Raw genomic sequence first — 23,206 nt, 5'->3', positions numbered from 1 at the left:
AAGGCAATTCCAGTGATGGCAAGGACCCTGTCGCCGTTTTGCTACCACAGCCTGATGGTTCAAGGCGGCACAGCCACTCTTCCCGAATTGATCGGAGACCGGGCGGCCGCTTTTGCGTTGGCTGCCGCTCTGGGCATGACTGCGGCCCGACTGGGCCTTCCCCCCAAAAACTACCGCCATCATCTTGCCGCCATGCCGTATCGGACATCTGTGTTCATCACGGAACATCCTCTGCTACTGCCTCCATTAACTCGCCGATTGAACCTGGACGCTGAGGCCGGACTCCAGCGCAAGATCCAGGACGTGGCCAAAAAGGGTAACTTGAAGGATTTCTTCCATGTCCAGGAAGTCCCTCCGGAACAGAAGTTCAAGGGCGCAGTATTTGGGCTGGAGGGCTTCGATCCTTTTGATGCGTCAGGGCAGGCTGAAATCGTTATTCGTGTGGGGCTGCACCGCAACGGCATGGTGCTGTTGAAAAGGGCGGAAGGCAACGAACCGGTCCGCCTCAATGCTGCCACTGCTGCCATGTTCGACCGTGAATTGTCGGTGGAGCGGTACTGCCTCCATTCCATGCAATTGACTCCCCCTATGGAACTCGATGATGCGGCAATGGAAGTGATCCAATGGATGTGACTATTTCGAGGCATTGCGTGGAGAGTGATCCGGAATCCGGACTCTCTCCGCTGCAGCAGGAACTGCTGAACCGGCAGGAGAAGGTTCGAATCGCCGATGCGCCCACAGGGGCCGGCAAGAGTTATGCATTCCAGCGGGCCATGATGGCGGGCGAACGCATTCTCTTTGTCGTACCTACGCGGCGATTGGCCCAAAATCTTATTGCAGGACTGCACGAATCCCTGATTCGGGACGCAGGATGGCGGGCAGAAGCGGCAACGCAAAAGCTGGCCCTTTGGACCTCCGACGCCACTGAAGCATTGAAGGCCGGTGGTGAAACAAACGTGGGCGCACGCCGGGTCCGCGAGATATCTGGGCTTAATATCGCTCTCGAAGGCGGTGAAATGATCGTTGCAGTGCCCGAAGTCGTGAGTCATTTGCTATTGAGACGGAGAAGGGAAAAAGGCCAGACCGACATGGGCGTCTTTGAGATACTCAATCAATTTGAGCATATTGTCTTTGACGAATTCCACACCATCGCCCCGAGAGGATTCGGGCTAGCCGCGGTCTTCGCCAAATTGGCCACTGAATATCCCGGAAGCCGGGCACGAGTCAGTTTCTTGTCTGCCACTCCGCTGGATATCCAGGCCGTCCTTCGTCGGATCGAGATTCCAGACAGTCAGATCGTTCATCTGAAGGAGACTTTGACTTCCACTGGGCGGCCCGTCCATGGCCATGTTCAGCTCTCGCTCCGGGATTGCGGGGACATGGTCTCTTTGCTTCACAGTGAAACCGCGGCCATCCGCGAAGAGATTCGGTTGGACCGTCAGGTGGTCGTGATTTACAATCGGCTGGCCGACCTTCAGCGGGATTTGCCTAAACTGGAGGCGATGCTGAGGGCAGCAGGGCTTCCGGAAGGCCGAGTTCTTCTCATCGACAGCATTGACGACTCAAGGATCAACATCGCTCATCCTGATTATTTTTCGGCCGGTCGGAATAACCTCCCTGAACAATTCGACATGCTGATCGCCACGGCCAGCGTAGAAATGGGGGTAACTTTTCGGGCTAACTTATTGTTCATGGAGCCGGGTTTTGAGCCGCTCAATTTCCTTCAGCGATACGGCCGGGCTGCAAGGGGCGACCACGATGGCCGGGTGATCGTCCGGATTGACGACGATTTTCGCAACCAATACTCTTGGTTCGTTTCATTGGAAAAATGGATTTCAGCCCACAGTGGTGAAAGACTTAGCATTAATGATTTGACAGAGACGTTGAGCCGTCAAATGCGGCAGCGATTTAAAGATCGCCCTCAAGATGGAAGGCGCTATTTCGGCAATTTGCCCAACCAGGCAGCTTATTCGGCGGGTCTCTTCTGGAATGTATTGATGGGACACTTCAGCAACCAGGGTCATCGCTGGAAGCACCTGAAGGAGTTTCAGCCGCAACCGGCCAAGGCGGTTTTCGCCTTGATTAGGAAAGTTCGAAAGATGGAAACGGATGCTCGAATCGGGCCGATCGTCAAGGATTGGTGCGACCGATTCGAAGAAGAGGCCCGCACGCTTCGGGATATCGATAAAGGTGTGCGAGTGGTTGACGGATCCGGTGAAAAATGGCGCGCATCCGAGATCTGGCTGCGTCGCAACACCGACATCTTGGATCGATTTCCGGTTGTGATGGGCGAGGATGGCCAGGAGGAGGTGCATATTCGGGGGACCTTGGGCGACAGCCTCTTGGACCGTCCGCAGTTCATCAAAGCAAATCGCCGGGTCCGATTCCCCCATACTGAATACGTAGCGGAATTGGATGACGATGCCTTTCTAATCGATAGTTGGTGTCGGGCTTTTCGTGATGCAAGGGGTCTGGGGGCCCTCGCATGGGAAAAACATCCAGAGGCTATGGCTGCGACCGAAACCCTTGTCCGGCTGACGGGACTGGTGGTGACCGATGAGATGGCGGTGGATTCGTGCGGAACCATTTTATGAGCGTGTCGAACGGCTGGGACTCCATGGGCTACATTTCCAGCATGTTACTCTGTGCGAACGGCGCGCTTGGATGTATTTTCACGGGATCAATTTCGCCCAGTGGCACGCCAGGGTAGCTACGGGGACGGCCAAGCACCAATCGAGTTATGCCAGGGATCATTCGGTCGAAGGACTGATGGGCCTTGCCCCTGACCGGATCAATTGGGATGATCGCATCGTTTATGAAAACAAGGGAACAGGCGGTGCAGTTGAGGCATCCGACAACCAGACGGCCTTTTATGCCGTGATGCTCTCCATCGCCACCGGGAAGGGATGGCGGGCCGTGACGCACGTCCTGTCCACCCGGCGAGGACGGGAGGTCCCGTTGGATGCAAATCGCCTTGAATCGCTATGGCGGGCCTCGGAGCGGCTGGAGGAACTCGCCCGTTTGGAAGCGCCCCCACAGGCAACGCGAATCCGACTTTGCGATACCTGCTCTTTGTCGGGTTTTTGTGGATTCGAGTAAAGGAAAGGATATCTGAGGTGGAAACCCTTTTCGTCTCCCGCGATGCGGTCCTGAAACGGAAAGAGAACACCCTGTTCATTTCAGTGAACGGGGAGGCACGACCGTTTCCGATTGAAAAGATCCGCCATATCGTCCTCATGTCGGAAAGCAGGTTGAATTCACGGCTACTGTGTCTATGCGGCGCCAATGGTGTACGTATCTCCGTGTTTGATTATTATGGCTATTTCAAGGGAGCGTTCGAACCTATTGACCAGAGCGCGTCTGGCCGCGTGAAATTGGAACAGGCCAGGTCCATTCTCGATCCATCGGAACGGATGGGAATTGCACGGGAGCTGGTCCGGGGAGCAGGGCACAACATGCGTGCCAATTTGCTGTATTATCGATATCGGGGCGAGATGGGGGTGAACAGCGCAGTCCAACAGATGGATGCGCTCATGGAGAGGATCGGGAAGGCACCCGATCCACCCGGCTTAATGGGTATGGAAGGCCAACTGCACCAACAGTATTACGCCGCATGGCGGCATATAGATCCAGGCCTCGATTTCGGACGGCGGGTTCGTCGTCCGCCGAATAATCCGATCAACTGTTTGATTTCATTCCTGAACCAAATGACCTACGCTGTCGTGCGTCACGAGACCTGCAAGACCCACTTGGACGGGAGCTTGAGCTGGCTGCACGCCCCCGGAAACGGTCGCTCGTCTCTCAGTCTGGATTTGTCGGAACCGTTTAAGCCTTTGTTTACAGACGTGTTGATCTTTCGGATGACCCGGAAGAGAATGATCAAGGATAATTGGTTTGAACAGCACGACGGCGTTTGTCTGCTCACGGAGTTGGGGCGTCGACATGTGGCTGAACAGTTTTCGGGCCGATTGGAGGAGACCGTCCAAAAGCGTACCTACCGGGAGTGGGTTTATCGGGAAGCCCTAAATTTGGAACGGCATGTCATGGGGATCGCCGAGTATGAATCCTTCAAGCGAAGACTTTAAACATGTATGTTCTAATGACCTATGATGTTGAAGCTAAACGTACGGAAAAGTTCAAAAAGCTGCTCCGAAAATACCTGGATCATATACAGTATTCAGTTTTCAGCGGTGATCTGTCGGAAGCCAAGCTGATCGAACTGCGACGTTCTATAAGCCGACTTTTGCAACCGGGAGAACGGGTTACGGAGGTGACGGCAGCCAATCGGAAAAACGTCGATGTCGTCCATTTTGTGAAAAGGGAAAGCGGCAAAGGGGAGGCAAAGCAATGCAGAGACAATTCCCATTCAACAGATTTTGGTGTGCTGTAGATTTTGACTTCGATCTGGAAAGAAGGTTTGGTGTCTGTGGGATGACGTAACTCTTATTGGGATAGCGAATGGTTTTAGCCTCCCCTTGCCCGATTCTAGCGGAAAAAGCCAATGAAATGAAGGGTTATCTATCCCCATGAGGGGTTATGAGATGCAACATCAAATTGAGGTGCAATGGGTTCCGTCCGGTTATCTATCCCCATGAGGGGTTATGAGTTGATGGTATCGGTCGGCTCCCAGCCGCCGTCGATCGTTATCTATCCCCATGAGGGGTTATGAGACGCCAATCTCAGCGGCTATTTCCCGGCCTTGCTTGCGTTATCTATCCCCATGAGGGGTTATGAGACGGATCCCAGGCTCTGGGCCGCTGCGTCCAACAGCGTTATCTATCCCCATGAGGGGTTATGAGATCGTGCAACCTTCACCAGGAACGTCAAATAATATCGGTTATCTATCCCCATGAGGGGTTATGAGTCGCCGAACAGCGACCCGGCCAGCCCGGCAGCACCGGTTATCTATCCCCATGAGGGGTTATGAGCTGCATATCCGAGCCAGAAAATCAGCTCCACGCACACGTTATCTATCCCCATGAGGGGTTATGAGGCGTACATGAGCCTGTTTATGATCGCCATCTTTCTCGTTATCTATCCCCATGAGGGGTTATGAGCCCATTGCCGACGACCTGGACGTGAGCCGGAGCAACGTTATCTATCCCCATGAGGGGTTATGAGACGTCGAAAACAAGGCCGTCACCGTCCTCACGCCAGGTTATCTATCCCCATGAGGGGTTATGAGATCACCGGGGCCGTGGACATCTGCACCCGCAAGGCCGGTTATCTATCCCCATGAGGGGTTATGAGGAGGAGTCAGTTACCGTGACGCCGGGCGAGGATCCCGTTATCTATCCCCATGAGGGGTTATGAGATGCTGACCAGGTCCTGACCGGCTTCGTAGTACAGAGTTATCTATCCCCATGAGGGGTTATGAGGCCTCCACCATCGACGATCGCTTGCCCCGGGTGGCCGTTATGTATCCCCATGAGGGGTTATGAGTTGTCCAGGTATATGGGCCGGTGGCCTTCCGGGATTGTTATCTATCCCCATGAGGGGTTATGAGTCGATCTTTTTACCGTTGGCCTCTTTGACCGGGTCCAGTTATCTATCCCCATGAGGGGTTATGAGAACAGGGAAGTGTCTTCGTCCTGTTCGGTGTTGATGGTTATCTATCCCCATGAGGGGTTATGAGATTGATAATGCGCCGGTCCCCGTCCGCATAGTTCTTGTTATCTATCCCCATGAGGGGTTATGAGAAAATCGCGGCCACCATCGACCGGATGGAGAAAAACGTTATCTATCCCCATGAGGGGTTATGAGATATTTTGACGCGGGCGACGATGTAAATTGCCAGGCGTTATCTATCCCCATGAGGGGTTATGAGCCCCAGCTCCTGGCCCTCCAGCGGGGCGGGGTCCGCGTTATCTATCCCCATGAGGGGTTATGAGATCCGGGAATCGAACGTATCCCCGGCCATGACAATCGTTATCTATCCCCATGAGGGGTTATGAGCGCTGCTCGGACATTTTGCCCTTGCTCTTGGTGCCCGTTATCTATCCCCATGAGGGGTTATGAGCCGTGATAGTTGCTGTTGGATGCCAGCGGGTCGCCGGTTATCTATCCCCATGAGGGGTTATGAGATAACTATTTGAAAAAGGTCATGATCGGGATGCATGGTTATCTATCCCCATGAGGGGTTATGAGCAGGTCACGGTGTGGGCCGCGCTCTGGGCCGTGTACTGTTATCTATCCCCATGAGGGGTTATGAGTCCTTGGCCTCGGCATAGATGCCTATGTCCAGCACCGTTATCTATCCCCATGAGGGGTTATGAGTTCATCGCCGCGCTTATGGATCGGTACGATCAGCCCAGTTATCTATCCCCATGAGGGGTTATGAGACTTGCAGGTTGATGACGATGTCGCCGTCGTCACGGGTTATCTATCCCCATGAGGGGTTATGAGATGTCCCCCTTGTAATACAGGGTTGAGCTATTCCAGTTATCTATCCCCATGAGGGGTTATGAGATGCGGGATTTGCATTTGCTGGTTTTGCCCACAATGGTTATCTATCCCCATGAAGGGTTATGAGGCAGACATGGACCGGGCCGTCCAGGGGATCACCCAGTTATCTATCCCCATGAGGGGTTATGAGACAAATACGAGGTATCACGGCAAACGGGGGGAGGGGGTTATCTATCCCCATGAGGGGTTATGAGTACGAGAACAAGCAGGGCACTTGGAATTCATACCCTCGTTATCTATCCCCATGAGGGGTTATGAGATCGTAGCCGCGTACTCGTCCGGGTAGGCTTCCTTGGTTATCTATCCCCATGAGGGGTTATGAGGAAGTCGGTGGCCCGGTAGTCCTTGACCAGCCTGCGGGTTATCTATTTCCATGAGGGGTTATGAGGTTGGATAGCACTTTTGGGGGCATCGGAGTTGCATGGTTATCTATCCCCATGAGGGGTTATGAGTTTCTTCCACAATCCGGGCAGTCAATTAAGGCCATAGTTATCTATCCCCATGAGGGGTTATGAGATCATGGCGATCGCCGCCGCGCCCACGATCCCGCCCGTTATTTATCCCAATGAGGGGACAAAACCCTTGACAAAGTATCAATTGATACCATAATAAATGGTAAGACCATCCAATAAAGAATTGTTTGGGAAGTTGCGAGATGCCAGAGCAGCAGTTCGGCGCGCGGACATTTTTCTGATCGATCCGGACGTGATCGCGGAAGATGCCATTGAACTTGGGTATGATATCGGGAGTGAACTGCTGGAGGTGCTCGGGGAACTCCTGGAGAAAATGTCAGTGATTCAATATGCCGGGTCGCATCCGCCGCAACGGTCTTATAAGAAGGAGATCCAAGGCTTGTAGCTTTTTTTCTTCGTGGTGGGCAGCCTTCGTTTCAGATGCAGGGTCTATTTCAAATTTGCCTTAACCGAAAGGCACTTTGGTTGGTGTCCCTTCATCAGGACCGCCCCATAGAGGAGTCAGCATGAAAATCATACCTTGCCCTAAGGGACATGGCCCAATGGCGCTTAAACAACTGTGCAAAAAGAAAACGTTCAAAGGCGTTGATATTGAGTATAAGGCAGACCTCTTTGTGTGCCCGGTCTGCGGGCTTGAGGCGGGGACAGTACAAACCGCCGGAGCTGTACAATGCGCTATTGCGGACAGCTACCGTGAGAAAGTCGGGCTTTTGACCAGCCGGGAAATCAAGTCTCTACGCGAGACAAAGAGTCTGACGCAACAGCAATTAGCGGATGCCATGAACGTGGGGATAGCCAGTGTTAAACGCTGGGAAACGGGCCTGGTTCAGAGCAAGTCCATGGACCAGGCCTTGCGGATCGCATTGGAGTGCAACACCCATTCGGACAACTATACCGGCAATCGGAAAATGAATTTGCCCAGGATTAAACTCGTCGCTGTGACATTAGAGAGAGAACTCGGCAGGCGATTGCTCAAAGCAGGGGATAAGTTTTTGTTTTTGGCAAAATATTTGTGGTACGTTGATATGCTTGCCTTTCGACACCTCGGAAAAGGGTTGACAGGAGCCAGTTACGCTGCGCTTCCCTATGGACCACAATTGAACAACTATAGGGACCTCGTTAAACCGATTAAGGACGCTAATGGGAACGATGCCGAGCCCCTTTCGGCTGAAGAATTCCGTATCATCGATAAGGTGGCTGAACGGTTTCCAAATGATGAGGATGTCTACAAGGCCGCACATCAAGAAGAAATCTGGAAACAGTTGCCAACTGGCGCTTTGATCCCTTATTCGCGAGTCGGTGAGTTGACCGGAATTTGAGATGCTGTCGCAGCAGGGAACATCAAGAAAGAGGGGCTGTGAGCGTATTCCAATCAACTTTGATGCATTCGTAAAAAGTCGTCACCCCGTTGAAAAACGGGGTCCATGGGTTTTGTAACTGATTGAATCCCGCTGTTGCGGGACTGGATTCCGGCCTTCGCCGGAATGACGAAAAATGACATTTCCTGACTTTTTACGAGACCATCGACTTTACATCTCAGATATTTCATGTAAAATTGAGTGGGTTTTCTTTACATTAAGGCCGGGGCATGTAAAGAGCCGGGCCATTGTTTTGGGTTGGTGAATTGCCCGGATGTCGTCTTCTGGTTCGGAAATGAAAGGCACAAAAGTAACCAAGTTCGCTTTATCGAACCGTACTGGGCCTCACTATGAATGGGAGAGCAAGCTGCAAAGCAAAGGTCCAATACACTGCCAAAAAAAGGAGGCGTTAAATGGCTGAAATGATGCTTTCGGAGAGAGAATCTGAAGCGTTACGCCAAATCAAGGCAAAGGTGACGGCGGCATTTCACGTGGTGGATTTTGTGCTGTACGGTTCTGCTGCGAGAGGGGAGGCACATGAGGAGTCAGACTTCGACCTGATGATCGTGGTCTCTGAACCCATTTCCCGCTTCAAACGCCACGAAATTACAGACATTGTTTTTGATGTCAATTTGGAGTTCGGGACCAACTTCAGCACGCTGGTAGTGGATCAAGACTCCTGGGAAACGGGGATGTTATCCGTGCTCCCACTGAGAGACGAGATCATTAGAGATGGGATACGTCTATGAACAATCAGGAGAAACGCTCCGCTGTTATCGCATTCTGGTTTGAAAAGGCAGAAGAAAGCCTATCCGCTGCTCGGCGAGAATTTGAAGCAGGATCTTTAACCTTTGCAATAAATCGGATTTACTATGCGGCCTTTTATGCGGCATCGGCGTTGTTAATGGCGCACAATTTGTTTTTCAGAAAGCATTCCGGGGTACGCGCAGCGTTTCATCAGCAATTCATCAAGCCCGGTCGGCTTGAGCGGAAATGGGGCCGGCTCTATGATCAGCTTTTTGAGGATCGGCAGGAGGGGGATTATATGGTCTTCATTTCTTTTGAGCCGACTTACGTAGAGACCCAGTTGAATGAATGTGAACAGCTTATAGAACAACTCCGGCCCTTGATAAAATCCAATCCATAAAATTATGCGAGACTACAAATCACTAAATAGGCCGGGAATGTTGTGAATTCCGATACCTGCTTCTTTCACCTGACATACCAGACTATTTGAGATCATGGATAAGCGTGCAGAGAACCAATATGTGCCGGACACAGTATCAGCTCCTGGCGAAGGGGCCATCCCTGCAGGAAAACTGAAGCTTGTGGCTGCCTGGATCGAGCTGCATAGAGAGGAATTGATGGCTGATTGGGAGCTGGCAAGCCAGGGAGAGACTGTTTTTCCGATTGATCCGCTCCGATAGGAGGTGAATCCATGAACCCCAGAGTCAAATCGGTACGCCCTAATCCGGATTATACCCTCACCATCGTCTTCGAGAATGGAGAAACCAGACGCTTTGATGTGAAACCCTATCTTGAAAAGGGGGTATTCAAGGAACTTCGGGCGCTGAAGAATTTTAACTCAGTGAAGGTCTTCCTGGGCAGCATCCAGTGGAGGGACGGTCAGGACCTTTGTCCGGATACGCTCTATATGGACAGCGAACCCGTTTCCGAAATCCTGGACAGCTCTGACTGGGAAACCGATCGTATCCCAATCGGCGTTGCTGAGTCTCAGGCGGATTTTGACCATAACAAATAGTACCGCATTTGAGCTTGCAGTAGAGCACGCCAAGGGAAGATGGTGGCTATTCTTCCCTATGAATAGTCTGAAATGAGAGCAGAAGATGTGCGCTATGACAACCCTCACGATGGAATTGCAGGTTTAACCTTCCGTCATTCCGGCTCGGTTTTAGCCGGAATCCAGAAATACGATGGCGAGGATTCCGGCCAAGGGCATGCCGGAATGACGGGACAGCACACTGGATCTTGGTTGCGGTTATCCGCATTGGGTTTCGAAGGCGGATAGGAGACAGACGTTAGACAGACGGGGACGTTCTAAGGTTTTTAGGTTTCTCCGGATAAGTATGGTTTTAAGGGAATGGTTGTGAGGAATCAGTGCATCTGTGCCAGTCCCGTGTTTTCGATTGAGAAATATGTTGTTCGGGCTGCAGAGGCGGATCTGGGGCGGATTGCCGCAGCTATTAAATGGTATGAACTGGGCAGGATTTCACAGAATGAAGGGGCTGAGATCTCAGGTCTTTCCAGATCTGAATTCATGGATGCGCTATCCTAGGCCAGTGTGTCTCCGTTGCAGATTAGCCCGGAACAACTCCGCGAGGAGCTGGCCGATGCGGACGGAAAGGGATTGGGAACTCCGTGAAGACAATGGTTAAGTTCAAGGAAGGAGGGAGTGGCGGAGCTTGAGGGTTACTCCAAAAAATGATAAATAATAGTTATGTGATCTTGACAAGGGGAGGTATCGTCAATTGAAAACATTATCAATCACCGTTCCGGACCATCTGGCCGAGCAAATTCACGATTATGTTCGCTCCGGTTTCTTCATGTCTGAACCGGACGTTGTTGTGGCGGCGATTTCGGAATTCATCCGGCGCAACCGGGTTGACCTGATGGAGCGTTTTGCCTGCGAAGACATTGCGTGGGCCAAGAATGAGGCCCATGCTGGCCAATGAGAACCATCGTTTGTGATGCCGGACCGATCATCCACCTTTATGGGGCCAACTCTCTGCAACCAATGCATCCGGAATGATAAGGAGGTACACCGTGACAACACTGATCATGGAATTGCCCGAAACCGTATTCTCAGCTCTCCACGCGGACCCAAAGGAGTTCACCCGGCAAATGCGGATTGCCGCAGCTATTAAATGGTATGAACTGGGCAGGATTTCACAAAACAAAGGGGCGGAGATCGCAGGTCTTTCCAGATCTGAATTCATAGATGCGTTATCAGAGGCCAGTGTGTCTCCATTGCAGATTAGCCCGGAACAACTCCGCGAGGAACTCGCTGATGCGGATTGAAAATGTTGTGGTGAACAGTTCCCCTCTGATCGTTCTTTTCAGAAGCGGGCAGGCGGACTTAATTCCGAAGCTCTTCAGGAAAGTCATCGTACCTGAACAGGTATACGCTGAGGTCCTGCCTGGGAAAATGGATGACGCCGCAAGGATATCACTGCCCCGGACAGAATGGGTCATCAGGAAAAAGGTGGGGATCACTCTTCCTGTAGCTGCCTGGAACCTGGGAAATGGGGAATCTGCGGTGTTTTCGTATGCCCTGGAAAACCCCGGCGCCAGAGCGCTTGTGGATGATCTTGCCGCACGCAGATGTGCCAAGGCCTTTGGAATTCCGACCTTAGGCACCGGCGCCCTTCTGGTTCTTGCCAAACGACGCGGTTTGATTCATTCAGTGAAAGACGGGGTCAAATCGCTTACGGATGCAGGATTGTATCTCTCCGATTCCGTTGTCCGATTGCTCATTTCCGAAGCGGGAGAATGAGGGCTGACCAAGTCGGGTTAGGCCGCATCAGCATAAACTGCCTGGAACAATAGCATACGCAGCTATCGTGAAGGCCGGACCCGGACGGAAAAAGATGATAGGATTCCATGAAAAGAATTTCCGACATCCCTTTGCAGGATCGCCCCCGGGAAAAACTCCAGCAGAAAGGCGCCCAATCCCTGTCTGATCAGGAGAACAACGACTTGGATGGAGACTAACCACTCGAAGCCCCCTAAACCTCTCCCCATCTCCCGGTAATCGACGTGCCGCAGAAGGTGCACCGGCCCTCTTTCAGGTTGACCGTATCGATCAGATAGCCGTTCCGCTTTACGATGACCTTGCGGCATTGGGGGCAGTAGGTCTGGGTCCCCTCGTGGCCGGGCACATTGCCCAGGTAGACATAATGGATTCCCTCCTGAAGGGCGATGTCCCGAAGTTTTTCAAGGGTTGTAATGGGCGTGGCCGGCAGCCGCGTGAGCTTGTACTGTGGAAAAAACCGGAGAAGATGGAGGGGATAGCCCGGCCCCAGCTCCTTGAGTATCCACCCGCACATGCGCCGGATCATCTCGGGATCGTCCACATAGGTGGGCACCACCAGGGTCGTCATCTCAAACCACACCCCCTGTTCATGGAGGGTCTTGAAGGTGTTCAAGACCGGCTGGAGGGTCCCGCCGTTGAGGGCGCCATAGATATCGTTGTCAAAGGACTTCAGGTTCACATTGGCGGCGTCCAGGTATTTGCAGAGCCGCAGAAGCGGCTCACGGTTGATGTAACCGTTTGAAACCAGAACATTCCGGATGCCCGCCGCCCTGGCCAGTCTGGCCGTATCGCACATGTATTCATAATAGGTGATGGGTTCTGAATAGGTATAGGCGATGGACGGGATCCGTCGTTTTTTGGCCTCCTGGACCGCCTGTTCCGGAAACAGCTCCATGTGCCTCACCTCTTCGGGCTTTTTCTGGGAGATTTCCCAGTTCTGGCAGTTGAGGCACCTGAAATTGCAGCCGGTGGCAGCGATGGAAAAGACAAGCGAGTTGGGATGAAAATGATTAAGGGGCTTTTTCTCGATGGGGTCCACATGGGCCGTGCACGGGTCCCCGTAGGCAAGGGAGTAAAGCTTCCCCCCGATATTGACCTTTGACCGGCAGATGCTCCTGTCGCCCGGTTCAAGAAAACAGTGGTTCGGACATACCTCACATCGGACAGCCTTTCCGTGCGTGGTATAGTAAAATCCCTCGATTGACCATTTCCACGCTGCTTCAGGGGCATCATTCTTGAAGATGTGCCCCTTGATGCTCTCTCCCATATCGCTCTTTTTCCGCAAGAACCCGTAACCGGCACCTGCACAGAGAAATGCCGAAGCACCCAGGCCGGCTGTCTTGAGAAATTCCTTGCGGGTCATCAATTTGGGGGACGTTGAACGGTCGAAGGGTGGCGCGGCCGGATGGTTATCGGGCAATATCATTTGTATTTCCTCTAAGGCGGATAATCGCAACCAAAACAGCTGGTGCTTTCCCGTCATTCCGGCATGCCCTTAGCCGGAATCCAGTCCGCCGGTTTTCTGGATTCCGGCCAAAACCGTGCCGGAATGACGGAGGTGTAAAGGTGCAGCGGAAGAATGGCTGTATTTTCTTGTTATTCACGACAGAAAACCTGGCAATAAGGGCCTAAATTGGGTTCAGGATTGGATTGAAGGGGCCCATCTCCCGGCCTTCATGTTTCGCTAATCAGGGCCGGGCGTTGGCTCAGACCCCGGCGTACCTTCTCAAAAAGATAAGCATCATACTCGAAATTTTCACAAGGATCAAAAAAACCGCGGCCACACGGATTCCGCACAGGGGGATGAGGAGCGTTCCCGTGGCCAGGGTGCCGGCAGCCGCCCCGCACAGGTCAGCTGCAAGACAGCCTGCTGCCGGGCTTGTCTCTTCCCCGATGATTTCTGCTGCAACCGGAAACTGGAAGCCTGAAAAAAAGGAAAAAACAAAACAGAACAGGAGAAAGTGGAGGGGGTGAGGCTCGGCCTTGAGATATGAAACCCACAAAAAAAAGAGAATCAATAAGGACAAAAGTATCGTTTCCGAGACGGCTGTCCGAAGCCCCAGCCCGGCCCGCCAGCGCTGACCGGCCATGGCCCCGGGGAGGAGTCCTAACAGAAATGCCGTGATAATGGCCCCGATTTCGAGATAGATGTAGCCGTAAATCACCTGAAAGGCAAATATAATGAGCATCTCCATCCCCATTGTGGCGAATCCTGTTGAAAACAGCATATATTCCGCCTTTTTCATAAATGCAAGATAGAGGAGGGTAAGTCCCAGGATGGCCGCAAAAAAATAGCCCGGATGGGCGCCGTGGCGGATCAGCCACTCCTGAAATACGATATGCATCAGCCTCGGCGCAAAATCGGTGTTTAGCGGTTCGTTTTTGTCCAGACTGTTGCGGAGTTGTGTCATCCTGTCGCCGGTCACATTGCCGTAAAAAAACCCTTCTATGTAGGCGGTGGAAATCCCTTTTTCCTTGAGAAGCGATGGGATATCGGGATCCAACTCCCTGTCGCTCATGAGAAAATAGGCCTGCTCACCCGGAACGATCAGGACATGTTGAAATCGCCCCTGAGCGGTGTTGTAAAGGGTGGAGAGTTTCTGTTTTCGAATTTCGCTCAGGTAGTTGGACGAGTAGTCCAGATGGAGGCAAAGGAGCCCCCCCTTTCTGAGAACCCGTTTGGCAAGGGCAAAGAACTCGTGCGTGAAGAACCGGTTGAGCTGAAAGGTGTCCGGATCGGGGAGGTCGACGAGTATGGCGTCATATGTCTTTGGTGTCTTTTTTATATACCGTCTTGCATCGGTATGGATGATGGAGAGGGAAGGAGATTTTTCGATGATGCCTAACTCCTCGGCCGCGCCGGTCAGAGCGGGATCCAGTTCCACATAGTCAATATGGGCAGGCCCGTACTTGGAGACCTCCTTAAGGGTCTGTCCCAGGCCCCCTGAAATCAGCAGTAACTGATCCGTTCGGTCCAACTGGGAAAGGGGATAGTGCACCTTTTCCTCGCTTTCAATGATATTCGAATCCGAGTAGAGCGGGAGTCCGGATTCCCAGAAGGTATATTGACGCGCTTCTTTTGTAATAACAATCCTCCCATATGGAGACTCGATGTATTGGACGATGTTGCCGTATTGTCCGGCAAGGGTGGATGTCTCGAAACGGGGACTGAATGAAAAAAGATAAAACAGGGAGCAGGCCGACAGGGCGGCCGCCAGCATAAAGGGCCGCTTCCGGCGTAACAGAACAAGGAGGGCGATCAGGATCAGGAGGGACGATGTAACGGCAATGATGGCGAAGGGCTTGAGCCAGTAGACCAGGATGAAACTGAAAATCGCCCCCCCTGAGATGTCGCCGATGCTGTCGGTGACATAGAGATCGCCGCTATCAAAGGGATACTCCGCCCTGTTGAGAACATATTGGGAATAGGGAAGAATAAATCCGGTAAGGAGACAATAGGGGGAGATGGTGAGCAGGATATAGAAAAGTATGGAATAAAATCCCGGGGAAACGCCGTGGGTGAAGAAGATCTCCCTGAACTCCCGGATGCCGATCATCTGCACAAGAGGCCAGAAGGCGATGATGAGAAGGAGGAGGGTGTAGGCCGTTATTGAATCCCGTTTCAGGAATTTTGCGGCAAATGCCCCCATCCCTGTCACCATGAGCCAGCAGAATATCAACAGGGAGATGGTGATTTCATTTCCGCTGAACTGGGTCAGAAACTCCCGGATGGTGAGGAGCTGGGTCGTGACGGAGGATATGCCGGTCCCGATGATGCTCCAGACGATCAAACGCTTCAGGTTCACCGGCCTGGCCGCTCCTCTCCATTAAAAACAAGGTGCCGATCCATACTCCCCTGAGCCTCTTAATCCCGCTGCAGCGGGAACCCCTTACTCCTCAAAGGCCTGGGCCTGGTAGGTGGACACCTCCAGTGTTCCCTTTTTCCATTCGTCCCCATCGAGACCCGCCTTGAGGCAGAGGTGGTTCAGGAATTCCTCTTTTTGAGGTAACTGGTCCCAGACCTGGGGAAGGAATGTGGACTGGTGGTATCCCTTTTTGAGGATAACGCCGTCAATGCCGGATCTCAGTTTTCTTAAGAGATCATCCGCATCTGAATAGGACAGGGGTTTCGGATCGGTCAGGATGCTGATCTCGATCCTGATCCGTTTCCACTCTTCCTGATCGAGGGGCCTGAACCGGGGGTCTTTGAATGCGGCGTTGATGGCGTTTATCCGGATGCCATCGATCAACGATTCCTGCGGGATGATATGCCCGATGCAGCCCCTCAGATTGCCTCCGATGGTCAGGGTCACAAAGGTCCCTCTTCGTTGGTTGAAAATCGGATCCAGACGGACATCGTCCGCGGTTTGTTCCCTGTCGCCCATAAGGGCCTGCTGGATGGTCTTCCGGGCCTCCTCCAAGAGATATTTTCCCTGCTCTTCGGTCAATTTTTCCATGTCGGTCATGTCTTTCTCCTTTACCCTTTCTTGATCCAACCGAGACTTTTCCTGATCCAGGGCGGTCAGCGAGGTGGTGTTCGATATTTTCAAGGGTCTGTCATTGCCGTCGGCAGTCGTCAAGAACGGAAGTTGAACCATCAGCAGGATCAGCAGCATCACATATCGATTATTCATTTTATGCTCATGCCCGATGCACCTCAAATAACAGATGCTCTCCAAAGGGACGCTACATGGATTCCAAACGATATTTCGAGTATATGACAAAATTCCGGGAGCGTCAAACCGGAACCTTTTTCCATTCTTTACAAGGCGTTTTTTCCGGCCGGCTGCACCTGCGGCCGAACAGGTGACTATTGACTTGAAAGGATAATGGTTATAGAAACGATTTCCAGAGGGGCCCTGAAGCGGATAACCGCAACCAAAACGGCCGTGTGCTGTCCCGTCATTCCGGCATGCCCTTAGCCGGAATCCAGTCCGCCGGTTTTCTGGATTCCGGCCAAAACCGTGCCGGAATGACGGAAGGGTAAACGTGCAGTGGAAGGATGAGCCATGTTTTCTTGTTTTTCATGCCAGAAGACCAGCGAGTAAGGTGCTATAATAAAATCGACACGGAAGAGAGAAGCCGGGCATATAGGTTGTTTCGGCTCGATATCAACCGCTTTATAGAGGCATGGAGATGGTAGAGGAGATTTCTGAAGAGAGGGCAGCCTTCCTGGCGCGGGATTACAGCTGTGGGTTTACAGAATACTGTCAGCTGGAGGCTGAGACGGTTCAGCGGGGATTTTTTGAGTCAAGGGTGAAGATCGAGCCCCATCACCGGCAGCAGGACGGCTTTATCCACGCAGGAGTGATGGCCACCATGGCGGATCATACGGCCGGATATGCCGCATTTACAACGGTTGCCGAAGAGTACCAGATCCTGACCATTGAATTTAAGATCAACTTCTTGAGACCGGCCCACGGCAATGCACTGGTCTGTCGCTCCAGGATTATCAGGGAAGGAAAACAGGTCATCATCGCGGAGTCGGAGGTCTTCGATCGCCTGGATGGATCAGAAACCCTGGCGGCCAAGGCCATGGTGACCCTCATGGCCGTACACAGGGACAGGCTTACCTCAAAGCGCTGACGCGATTTCCCCGGCCACCCGCTTGGCCGCATCCCGGGGAGATGCGGCATCCCGGATGGGGCGGCCGATGACCACATAATCGGAACCGTTCCGGATTGCATCTGCGGGCGTGACGATCCGCTTCTGGTCATCCCGGTCCACCACGGTCCAGGCGGGTCGAATCCCCGGCGTCACAATAATCAAATCCGGACCGATCTCTTGCCTGACCCTGGCCGCCTCCAGGCCGGAGCATACCACGCCCCGGCACCCTGCCGCCTTTGCCATGCGCGCCCTCAACAGGACCAGTTCGGAGATATCTTCCGCGTATTCTTCCGCATATCCCGATTTCCTCAGTTTTTCCCGATCCAGGCTCGTCAGCACGGTGACGCCCAATATGCCGGTGTTGCCGGGGTTCTCCCGGGCCACGTCTTCCAGGACGCCGTCCCCCTCGTCGCAATGCACGGTCACAAACTGTGGCCGGTGCAGGCTCGCCGCCAGGAATGCCCTTCGGACCGTGGCGGGGATGTCGTGGAGCTTGAGATCGAGAAAGATCCCCGCGGTCGTCCTTTTGCGTATTTCCCGGAGCAGGTCAGGGCCCTGGGCGATGAATAATTCCAGGCCCACCTTGAACAGGCCCACATGGCCGTTCAGTGTTTCGACAAATGAGATGGCCTGATCGCAGGATGGCACATCCAGTGGAAAGATGATGTAATCTTCGGGGGATTTCATGGGTTATCCTCGGATAAAGCCGGTTATGGGCTGCTCGATTCTGGTTGCCGGAGAACGCCTTGCGCCTTGCGCCTCATGCCTTGCGGCTCTTTGGTCGCTCCTCTCGTGCGACTCCGGATTCCGAACATTTCGCCACAGAAATTAATGGACATCCGGTCAAAAAGCAACTATATTGCACCCGTTAAATCTCGCGCCACCGTAGCTCAGTTGGTAGAGCACCTCACTCGTAATGAGGATGTCTGCGGTTCGATTCCGCACGGTGGCTCCAGTAAAATCAGTAGATTCCCCATTGAAGGGTTCCGTAGAAATTTTCCGCAGTCCCCCCTATGACTCCGCTATCCGACGGCGCAGATCCAAAGGGGCGACACCCACGCCTACACCAGCAAATATCCCTTTATAAAACTGAGGATCCCAGTTGGAAGTACCCCATTGACCAACCTGGTCTAAATGGATATACTTGAATCATTTCTATCATTAATTGGAGGGTGAAATGATTGTCAACGTCTCTGAGGCGAAAACAAATCTTTCGAAACTCATCGATATGGCGTATCACGGCGAAAAAGTGATTATCGCAAAGAATAATCTGCCCCTGGTTGAATTAGTGGCGCATAAGCCGAAAGCAAAACGCAAATTGGGTTTGCTAAAAGGGAAAATCAATATCCCGGATGATTTTCTGAATGACGATGCCGAAATAAATGCCATTGATAGCGCAAGCCCTGACAAACCAACTTTTCCTCATGTCCGATGATCCGGAATTTCCGCAATATGGCTGCAAAATCTTGTGATCCCCAGGCTAAGTCCCCGCCATACTGTGGCTGATTTTCTATCAAACATGTTCGGTTACGGTTTCACTGTTTCGACCCGGCATTCCAATCCCCCTTCCCCTAGGAGGACCTCTATCCGGTCCTCCTTTTTTACAGCCGAAGCGGCCTTCAGAACCTGTCTTTCAGGCAGTTTGAGGGCGATGCTGTATCCCCGTTTGAGGACCGACAGGGGGCTCAGGTCCGTGATCCGTCTTTCCATGAGGGAGCGCTTCATGGCGGCCTCTCTGAGCTTTCGCTCGATACCCCGGAAAAGTCTGTCCACCTGGAACCCAAGCTGTTGCTCCCTGGTTCGTATTCTGTTGACCGGAGAATGAAGGCGCAGTGCGCGCATCTCCGATGAGAGTCCCGCCTGCCGCTCCCGGATGATCTGCTGCGTCAGGCGGATGAGTCGGCCGTGAAGCTCATCCAGCCGCATCCAGAGGTTGGTCAACCGCTTCTTAGGGTCCTGAATCCGGTTCTTCAGACGGTTCAGCTCATCGGCACGGCGTCTGATGGTTAATCCCATGGCTGAAACGAGTCGGGTGCCGGCCTGATTGAGGCAGTTGATGAGACCTTCCTTTTCGGCGGCCAGCAGTTCCGCGGCCGCAGACGGCGTGGGGGCCCTGACATCTGCCGCAAGATCGGAGATGGTCAGATCGATTTCGTGTCCCACGGCGGAAACGACCGGGATCCGGGAACGCCGGATGGCACGTGCAAGCGCCTCCTGGTTAAAGGCCCAAAGATCTTCCAGGGAACCGCCCCCCCGGGTCAGGACAATCACATCCGCGATCAGTTCGCGATTGACCAGGTCGAGGGCCGTTACCATCTCTTCGCATGCCTGATCCCCCTGGACCCTGACCGGAACGATGAGAATTTCGATGTTGGCAAACCGTCTGCGGATGATCTTTAGAAAATCGTGGATGGCCGCCCCGGTGGGGGAGGTGATGACAACCACCTTTTTGGGGAGGAAGGGGAGGGGCTTCTTGACCGCCGGGTCAAAGAGGCCCTCTTGGGCCAGTTTCTGCTTGACCTGTTCAAAGGCCAGGGCCAGTGCGCCCGCGCCCAGCGGTTCAAGATAATCGAGGACGATCTGGTATTCCCCCCTGGGGGCATAGATGCTGACTCTTCCCTGGGCAATCACCTTCATGCCGTCTTCGGGAAGGAATCTGAGATACCGGGCCTGAAGGCGGAACATGACCGCGCGCATCTGGGCCGTGTCGTCTTTTATCACCATATAGTAGTGTCCGGAGGCCGGGGCTCTGAAATTGGATATTTCCCCCTCCACCCACACAAAATCAAATTGTTCTTCAAGGAGCCCCTGTATCGCCTCGGTAAGCTGGCTGACGGTGTAGATCCTGGGGCCGTCGGGTGTCTCGGACACGATCGGAAATGACCTCCCCTCAATTAAAATCGACGGCTGACGATTAACAATTAAAAATGCCTTGAACCGTAAACATAAATATCGAAACCCTGCATGAATGCGGATCAGGATAACATCATCCTTCAGGCAAGGCAATCGGCTTTGGAATCTTTGGTGGAACCTCTCTGTGCCATGGGGCGAAGCTGACATGAATTCCCTTGACCATTGGATTGAAATTGCCATATATTTCAAACCATATCACGTCCGGCACAGATTGTTTTTGGGGATCCTTGGTTAACCGATCCCTTTTGTATTGATTCATCACAACCATCACGGAGGTTTTACATGGACCCTTTTTTGGAAGAGGGGGCTAAAAACCCGCTCAAGATTCAGGACAACACCTTCAGGGACGGTCATCAATCCCTCCTGGCCACCCGAATGCGGACCGAGGACATGATTCCCATTGCCGAGAAGATGGACAGCGTGGGCTTCTGGGCCATGGAGGTATGGGGGGGAGCGACCTTTGACACCATGCACCGGTTTCTGGGCGAGGACCCCTTTGACCGGATCCGGACCTTGAAAAAACATATCAGGAAAACCCCTTTTTCCATGCTCCTGAGGGGCCAGAACCTGGTGGGGTACCGGAATTACGCGGACGATGTGGCCAGATTGTTCGTGGACAAGGCCTGCGAGGCCGGCATGGATGTCTTCCGGGTCTTCGACGCCCTTAATGATTTCCGTAACTTCCAGACCGTTGTGGAGCGGATCAAGGCCAACGGCAAGCACTTTCAGGGCACCATCTGCTATTCGCTGACCCAGAGGCGGATGGGCGGCGAGGTGTTCAATCTGGAATACTACGTCAGCAAGGGAAAAGAGATCCAGGAGATGGGGGCCGATACCCTCTGTCTGAAAGATATGGCCGGCATTATGGCGCCCTTTGATATCGCCAAGATCATTACGGAACTCAAAAAGGTGGTCTCCATCCCCATTCACCTCCACACCCATTATACCAGCGGAATGGCCTCCATGGTCTATCTGGAGGCCATCAAGGCGGGGGTGGATATCGTGGATACATGCCTGGCCCCCTTTGCCCTGAGGACATCGCAGCCGGCTGTCGAGCCGATCGCTGCAACCCTTTACGAAACGGTCAGGGATACGGGACTTGATTTGAGCCTCCTGCTGGAGTTGGGCGACTATATAGAGAGCATAGCACCCAAATACCGGGATTACCTGGCGAAAAATCGGATGTCGGTGATCGATACAGGCGTCCTGGCGCACCAGGTGCCCGGCGGGATGATCTCAAATCTGGTGAGTCAGCTTTCCGAGGCCAAGGCCCTGGACCGCCTGCCGGAGGTGTATAAAGAGGTGGCGGTGACCCGGAAGGAATTGGGTATGCCCCCCCTGGTGACCCCAACCAGCCAGATTGTGGGCGTGCAGGCGGTATTGAATGTCCTGTTCGGGAGATACAAGATGGTCACCAATGAGGTGAAAGACCTGGTTTACGGGCTTTACGGCAAGACCCCCATACCGGTGGATCCCGAGATCCAGGAAAAGGTTCTGAAGGGATATAAGCGGGGCCAGACCCCTGTCACCGGCCGCGCGGCCGATTACCTGGAGCCTGAACTGGAAGGGGATCGAAAAAAGATCGGGGACCTGGCTAAAGACGATTTTGATCTCCTTATCTATGCCCTCTATCCCAATACCGGGGAGAAGTTCCTGAAATGGAAATATGGTTTGGAGGAAAGGCCGGCCTCGGTCAAACCCAAGACCCTGGAAGATATCCGGAAAGAGGATGCGGCCATGGCCGCGGCCATCGAGCAGGTGTGCAAGACCGCATAATAGGACGAAGCATGGGGAGCGTCCGTTCTGTCCCGCCGGCAGGCGGGACAGTTTTTTAATGGCCCCTGGAGAGCAGGCTTGTTTATAACCTTTGAAGGGATAGAGGGGTGCGGGAAGTCCACCCAGGCCAGACGCCTTGCAGCCCGGCTGCAACATCTGGGGACGGCATGCATTCTTACGCGGGAACCTGGAGGGACGGCCATCGGCCAGAAGATCAGGCATATACTTCTGGACCAGGACCATCAGGACCTGCCCCCCCTTTCCGAGCTGTTTCTCTATGAGGCGGACAGGGCCTTGCACATGGAACTGGTGATCCGGCCCGCCCTGGTCCGAGGACAGTGGGTGATATGCGATCGGTTTTTCGATGCCACCACGGTTTATCAAGGTTATGCCAGGGGCCAGGACCTCGAGATGATCCGATTCCTGAACCAAAAGGCCTCCTTCGGGATCACGCCCGATCTGACGTTGCTCATCGACTGCCCGGTGGAGGTGGGCATTGCAAGGGCGTTGAAGAGAAATGCCTCCCTTGAGGACCCTGGCCAGGACCGGTTTGAAAAGGAAAACACAGAGTTTCATGCGGCCGTTCGAAAGGGATATCTCCTAATGGCGGAAAAGGAGCCGGATCGGTTTGTGGTGGTGGACGGCGCGCTCGGGGAAAACGAGCTGGAGGAGATCATTTTGGAGCACGTTCGCCCCCATCTGAGAGAAAGCAGTTCCTGACGCGGCACCGCCACAGCCATAAATATCTTACACAAAGGCACCCCGGTGAAACAACGGCAAAGAAAGGTTTCACAGGGCAGGCAAAGACACAAAGAGGACCGGTTTTCTGATTTTTTGGAAAATTTCTTAACTACAGGGACTATTTTCAGGGACCGCGCCATGAAAAATCGGCTTTTGTTTTCTTACAGCATGTTGTCGATTGCGAGGCCCCTAAGGGCATAGATGTTGATGCTTTTCTTTGCGGACTCTGCGGCTCTGTGTGATCATCAGGTATTTTAGCTCATTTCAAACACTTATTTGCGATGCGGTTTTCCGAGATTATAGGCCAGGAAAAGGCCAAA

Annotated in this window: 23 protein-coding genes, 1 tRNA gene, 1 pseudogene and 1 CRISPR repeat array; of the genes and pseudogenes, 20 read left to right on the top strand and 5 right to left on the bottom strand. The window is 53.2% G+C overall.

Annotated features, from left to right (window positions below; genetic code table 11):
• Positions 1–54 precede the first annotated feature (54 nt).
• From K9N21_00815 to K9N21_00745, 15 genes and pseudogenes are all read left to right on the top strand, one after another.
• Positions 55–633 (top strand): hypothetical protein, encoded by a 579-nt coding sequence (locus tag K9N21_00815; GenBank protein ID MCF8142437.1) that lies wholly within the window; start codon positions 55–57, stop codon positions 631–633.
• Positions 624–2,594 carry a DEAD/DEAH box helicase gene (locus tag K9N21_00810; protein ID MCF8142436.1) on the top strand — a complete coding sequence of 657 codons (1,971 nt, stop codon included), beginning with the start codon at positions 624–626 and terminating at the stop codon, positions 2,592–2,594. The genes K9N21_00815 and K9N21_00810 overlap by 10 nt, the downstream gene beginning before the upstream one ends.
• Positions 2,557–3,099, top strand: coding sequence for a CRISPR-associated protein Cas4 (locus K9N21_00805; GenBank protein MCF8142435.1), 543 nt, complete (start codon positions 2,557–2,559; stop codon positions 3,097–3,099). Before K9N21_00810 ends, K9N21_00805 begins: the two co-directional genes overlap by 38 nt.
• Positions 3,100–3,116: 17 nt before the next feature.
• Entirely contained in the window at positions 3,117–4,085 is a 969-nt protein-coding gene (gene cas1, locus K9N21_00800; GenBank protein ID MCF8142434.1) for a CRISPR-associated endonuclease Cas1, read from the top strand.
• Positions 4,086–4,087: 2 nt separating this feature from the next.
• Positions 4,088–4,390: a CRISPR-associated endonuclease Cas2 gene (cas2, locus tag K9N21_00795; protein ID MCF8142433.1), complete on the top strand. Its 303-nt coding sequence runs from the start codon at positions 4,088–4,090 to the stop codon at positions 4,388–4,390.
• Positions 4,391–4,513: 123 nt separating this feature from the next.
• A CRISPR array of direct repeats spans positions 4,514–7,045; the repeat unit is 28 nt; unit sequence GTTATCTATCCCCATGAGGGGTTATGAG.
• Between the two features lie 68 nt (positions 7,046–7,113).
• On the top strand, positions 7,114–7,323 hold the full coding sequence (locus tag K9N21_00790; protein MCF8142432.1) for a hypothetical protein: 210 nt from the start codon (positions 7,114–7,116) through the stop codon (positions 7,321–7,323).
• Positions 7,324–7,444: 121 nt separating this feature from the next.
• Positions 7,445–8,257, top strand: coding sequence for a DUF4065 domain-containing protein (locus K9N21_00785; GenBank protein ID MCF8142431.1), 813 nt, complete (start codon positions 7,445–7,447; stop codon positions 8,255–8,257).
• 452 nt (positions 8,258–8,709) lie between these two features.
• Positions 8,710–9,045 (top strand): nucleotidyltransferase domain-containing protein, encoded by a 336-nt coding sequence (locus tag K9N21_00780; GenBank protein MCF8142430.1) that lies wholly within the window; start codon positions 8,710–8,712, stop codon positions 9,043–9,045.
• Positions 9,042–9,443, top strand: a complete 402-nt coding sequence (locus tag K9N21_00775; protein MCF8142429.1) for a HEPN domain-containing protein — start codon at positions 9,042–9,044, stop codon at positions 9,441–9,443. The genes K9N21_00780 and K9N21_00775 overlap by 4 nt, the downstream gene beginning before the upstream one ends.
• Before the next feature lie 94 nt (positions 9,444–9,537).
• Complete coding sequence (locus tag K9N21_00770; GenBank protein MCF8142428.1) at positions 9,538–9,723, top strand: DUF4160 domain-containing protein; 186 nt, start codon at positions 9,538–9,540, stop codon at positions 9,721–9,723.
• Between the two features lie 11 nt (positions 9,724–9,734).
• Positions 9,735–10,058 carry a DUF2442 domain-containing protein gene (locus K9N21_00765; protein MCF8142427.1) on the top strand — a complete coding sequence of 108 codons (324 nt, stop codon included), beginning with the start codon at positions 9,735–9,737 and terminating at the stop codon, positions 10,056–10,058.
• Between the two features lie 339 nt (positions 10,059–10,397).
• A pseudogene (locus K9N21_00760) lies at positions 10,398–10,679 on the top strand (UPF0175 family protein).
• Between the two features lie 106 nt (positions 10,680–10,785).
• A complete protein-coding gene (locus K9N21_00755; protein MCF8142426.1) occupies positions 10,786–10,989 on the top strand; it encodes a ribbon-helix-helix domain-containing protein in 204 nt (67 codons plus the stop codon).
• A 91-nt stretch (positions 10,990–11,080) separates the two neighbouring features.
• Complete coding sequence (locus tag K9N21_00750; GenBank protein MCF8142425.1) at positions 11,081–11,335, top strand: UPF0175 family protein; 255 nt, start codon at positions 11,081–11,083, stop codon at positions 11,333–11,335.
• Positions 11,325–11,810, top strand: a complete 486-nt coding sequence (locus K9N21_00745) for a DUF3368 domain-containing protein (GenBank protein MCF8142424.1) — start codon at positions 11,325–11,327, stop codon at positions 11,808–11,810. The genes K9N21_00750 and K9N21_00745 overlap by 11 nt, the downstream gene beginning before the upstream one ends.
• A 232-nt stretch (positions 11,811–12,042) precedes the next feature.
• On the opposite strand, the gene amrS is transcribed toward K9N21_00745, so the two are convergent.
• The 3 genes from amrS to amrA form a co-directional block, all read right to left on the bottom strand.
• Positions 12,043–13,275 carry an AmmeMemoRadiSam system radical SAM enzyme gene (gene amrS, locus K9N21_00740; GenBank protein MCF8142423.1) on the bottom strand — a complete coding sequence of 411 codons (1,233 nt, stop codon included), beginning with the start codon at positions 13,273–13,275 and terminating at the stop codon, positions 12,043–12,045.
• A gap of 280 nt (positions 13,276–13,555) precedes the next feature.
• Complete coding sequence (locus tag K9N21_00735; protein ID MCF8142422.1) at positions 13,556–15,655, bottom strand: hypothetical protein; 2,100 nt, start codon at positions 15,653–15,655, stop codon at positions 13,556–13,558.
• 84 nt (positions 15,656–15,739) lie between these two features.
• Positions 15,740–16,315, bottom strand: coding sequence for an AmmeMemoRadiSam system protein A (amrA, locus tag K9N21_00730; protein ID MCF8142421.1), 576 nt, complete (start codon positions 16,313–16,315; stop codon positions 15,740–15,742).
• 670 nt (positions 16,316–16,985) lie between these two features.
• Here amrA and K9N21_00725 point away from each other — a divergent pair.
• Positions 16,986–17,435, top strand: a complete 450-nt coding sequence (locus K9N21_00725; GenBank protein MCF8142420.1) for a PaaI family thioesterase — start codon at positions 16,986–16,988, stop codon at positions 17,433–17,435.
• Here the strand turns inward: K9N21_00725 and pyrF are convergent.
• Positions 17,424–18,143: an orotidine-5'-phosphate decarboxylase gene (gene pyrF, locus K9N21_00720; protein ID MCF8142419.1), complete on the bottom strand. Its 720-nt coding sequence runs from the start codon at positions 18,141–18,143 to the stop codon at positions 17,424–17,426. The genes K9N21_00725 and pyrF overlap by 12 nt on opposite strands.
• Before the next feature lie 192 nt (positions 18,144–18,335).
• On the opposite strand from pyrF, the gene K9N21_00715 reads away from it, so the two are divergent.
• Positions 18,336–18,411, top strand: a tRNA-Thr gene (locus tag K9N21_00715).
• Positions 18,412–18,633: 222 nt separating this feature from the next.
• A complete protein-coding gene (locus tag K9N21_00710; GenBank protein MCF8142418.1) occupies positions 18,634–18,891 on the top strand; it encodes a type II toxin-antitoxin system prevent-host-death family antitoxin in 258 nt (85 codons plus the stop codon).
• Between the two features lie 92 nt (positions 18,892–18,983).
• Here K9N21_00710 and xseA read toward each other — a convergent pair whose 3' ends face one another.
• On the bottom strand, positions 18,984–20,516 hold the full coding sequence (xseA, locus tag K9N21_00705) for an exodeoxyribonuclease VII large subunit (protein ID MCF8142417.1): 1,533 nt from the start codon (positions 20,514–20,516) through the stop codon (positions 18,984–18,986).
• Positions 20,517–20,651: 135 nt separating this feature from the next.
• Here xseA and K9N21_00700 point away from each other — a divergent pair, with 135 nt between their 5' ends.
• Positions 20,652–22,145, top strand: a complete 1,494-nt coding sequence (locus K9N21_00700) for a pyruvate carboxylase subunit B (protein MCF8142416.1) — start codon at positions 20,652–20,654, stop codon at positions 22,143–22,145.
• Between the two features lie 78 nt (positions 22,146–22,223).
• Positions 22,224–22,865: a dTMP kinase gene (tmk, locus tag K9N21_00695; protein MCF8142415.1), complete on the top strand. Its 642-nt coding sequence runs from the start codon at positions 22,224–22,226 to the stop codon at positions 22,863–22,865.
• Positions 22,866–23,206: the final 341 nt, after the last annotated feature.

Source organism: Deltaproteobacteria bacterium, from assembly GCA_021737785.1.
Lineage (GTDB): Bacteria > Desulfobacterota > DSM-4660 > Desulfatiglandales > Desulfatiglandaceae > AUK324.
Note: the sequence above shows the minus strand (reverse complement) of the source record. Positions and strands in the feature narration are given on the sequence as shown.

Coding starts and splice junctions, on each gene's coding strand:
- amrS (MCF8142423.1), bottom strand. CDS start 13,275: ATGATATTGCCCGATAACCATCCGGCCGCGCCACCCTTCGACCGTTCA.
- amrA (MCF8142421.1), bottom strand. CDS start 16,315: ATGACCGACATGGAAAAATTGACCGAAGAGCAGGGAAAATATCTCTTG.
- xseA (MCF8142417.1), bottom strand. CDS start 20,516: ATGTCAGCTTCGCCCCATGGCACAGAGAGGTTCCACCAAAGATTCCAA.
- K9N21_00815 (MCF8142437.1), top strand. CDS start 55: ATGGTTCAAGGCGGCACAGCCACTCTTCCCGAATTGATCGGAGACCGG.
- K9N21_00725 (MCF8142420.1), top strand. CDS start 16,986: ATGGTAGAGGAGATTTCTGAAGAGAGGGCAGCCTTCCTGGCGCGGGAT.
- pyrF (MCF8142419.1), bottom strand. CDS start 18,143: ATGAAATCCCCCGAAGATTACATCATCTTTCCACTGGATGTGCCATCC.
- K9N21_00710 (MCF8142418.1), top strand. CDS start 18,634: ATGATTGTCAACGTCTCTGAGGCGAAAACAAATCTTTCGAAACTCATC.
- K9N21_00700 (MCF8142416.1), top strand. CDS start 20,652: ATGGACCCTTTTTTGGAAGAGGGGGCTAAAAACCCGCTCAAGATTCAG.
- K9N21_00745 (MCF8142424.1), top strand. CDS start 11,325: ATGCGGATTGAAAATGTTGTGGTGAACAGTTCCCCTCTGATCGTTCTT.
- K9N21_00765 (MCF8142427.1), top strand. CDS start 9,735: ATGAACCCCAGAGTCAAATCGGTACGCCCTAATCCGGATTATACCCTC.
- K9N21_00770 (MCF8142428.1), top strand. CDS start 9,538: ATGGATAAGCGTGCAGAGAACCAATATGTGCCGGACACAGTATCAGCT.
- cas2 (MCF8142433.1), top strand. CDS start 4,088: ATGTATGTTCTAATGACCTATGATGTTGAAGCTAAACGTACGGAAAAG.
- K9N21_00805 (MCF8142435.1), top strand. CDS start 2,557: ATGAGATGGCGGTGGATTCGTGCGGAACCATTTTATGAGCGTGTCGAA.
- K9N21_00775 (MCF8142429.1), top strand. CDS start 9,042: ATGAACAATCAGGAGAAACGCTCCGCTGTTATCGCATTCTGGTTTGAA.
- K9N21_00785 (MCF8142431.1), top strand. CDS start 7,445: ATGAAAATCATACCTTGCCCTAAGGGACATGGCCCAATGGCGCTTAAA.
- K9N21_00780 (MCF8142430.1), top strand. CDS start 8,710: ATGGCTGAAATGATGCTTTCGGAGAGAGAATCTGAAGCGTTACGCCAA.
- K9N21_00810 (MCF8142436.1), top strand. CDS start 624: ATGGATGTGACTATTTCGAGGCATTGCGTGGAGAGTGATCCGGAATCC.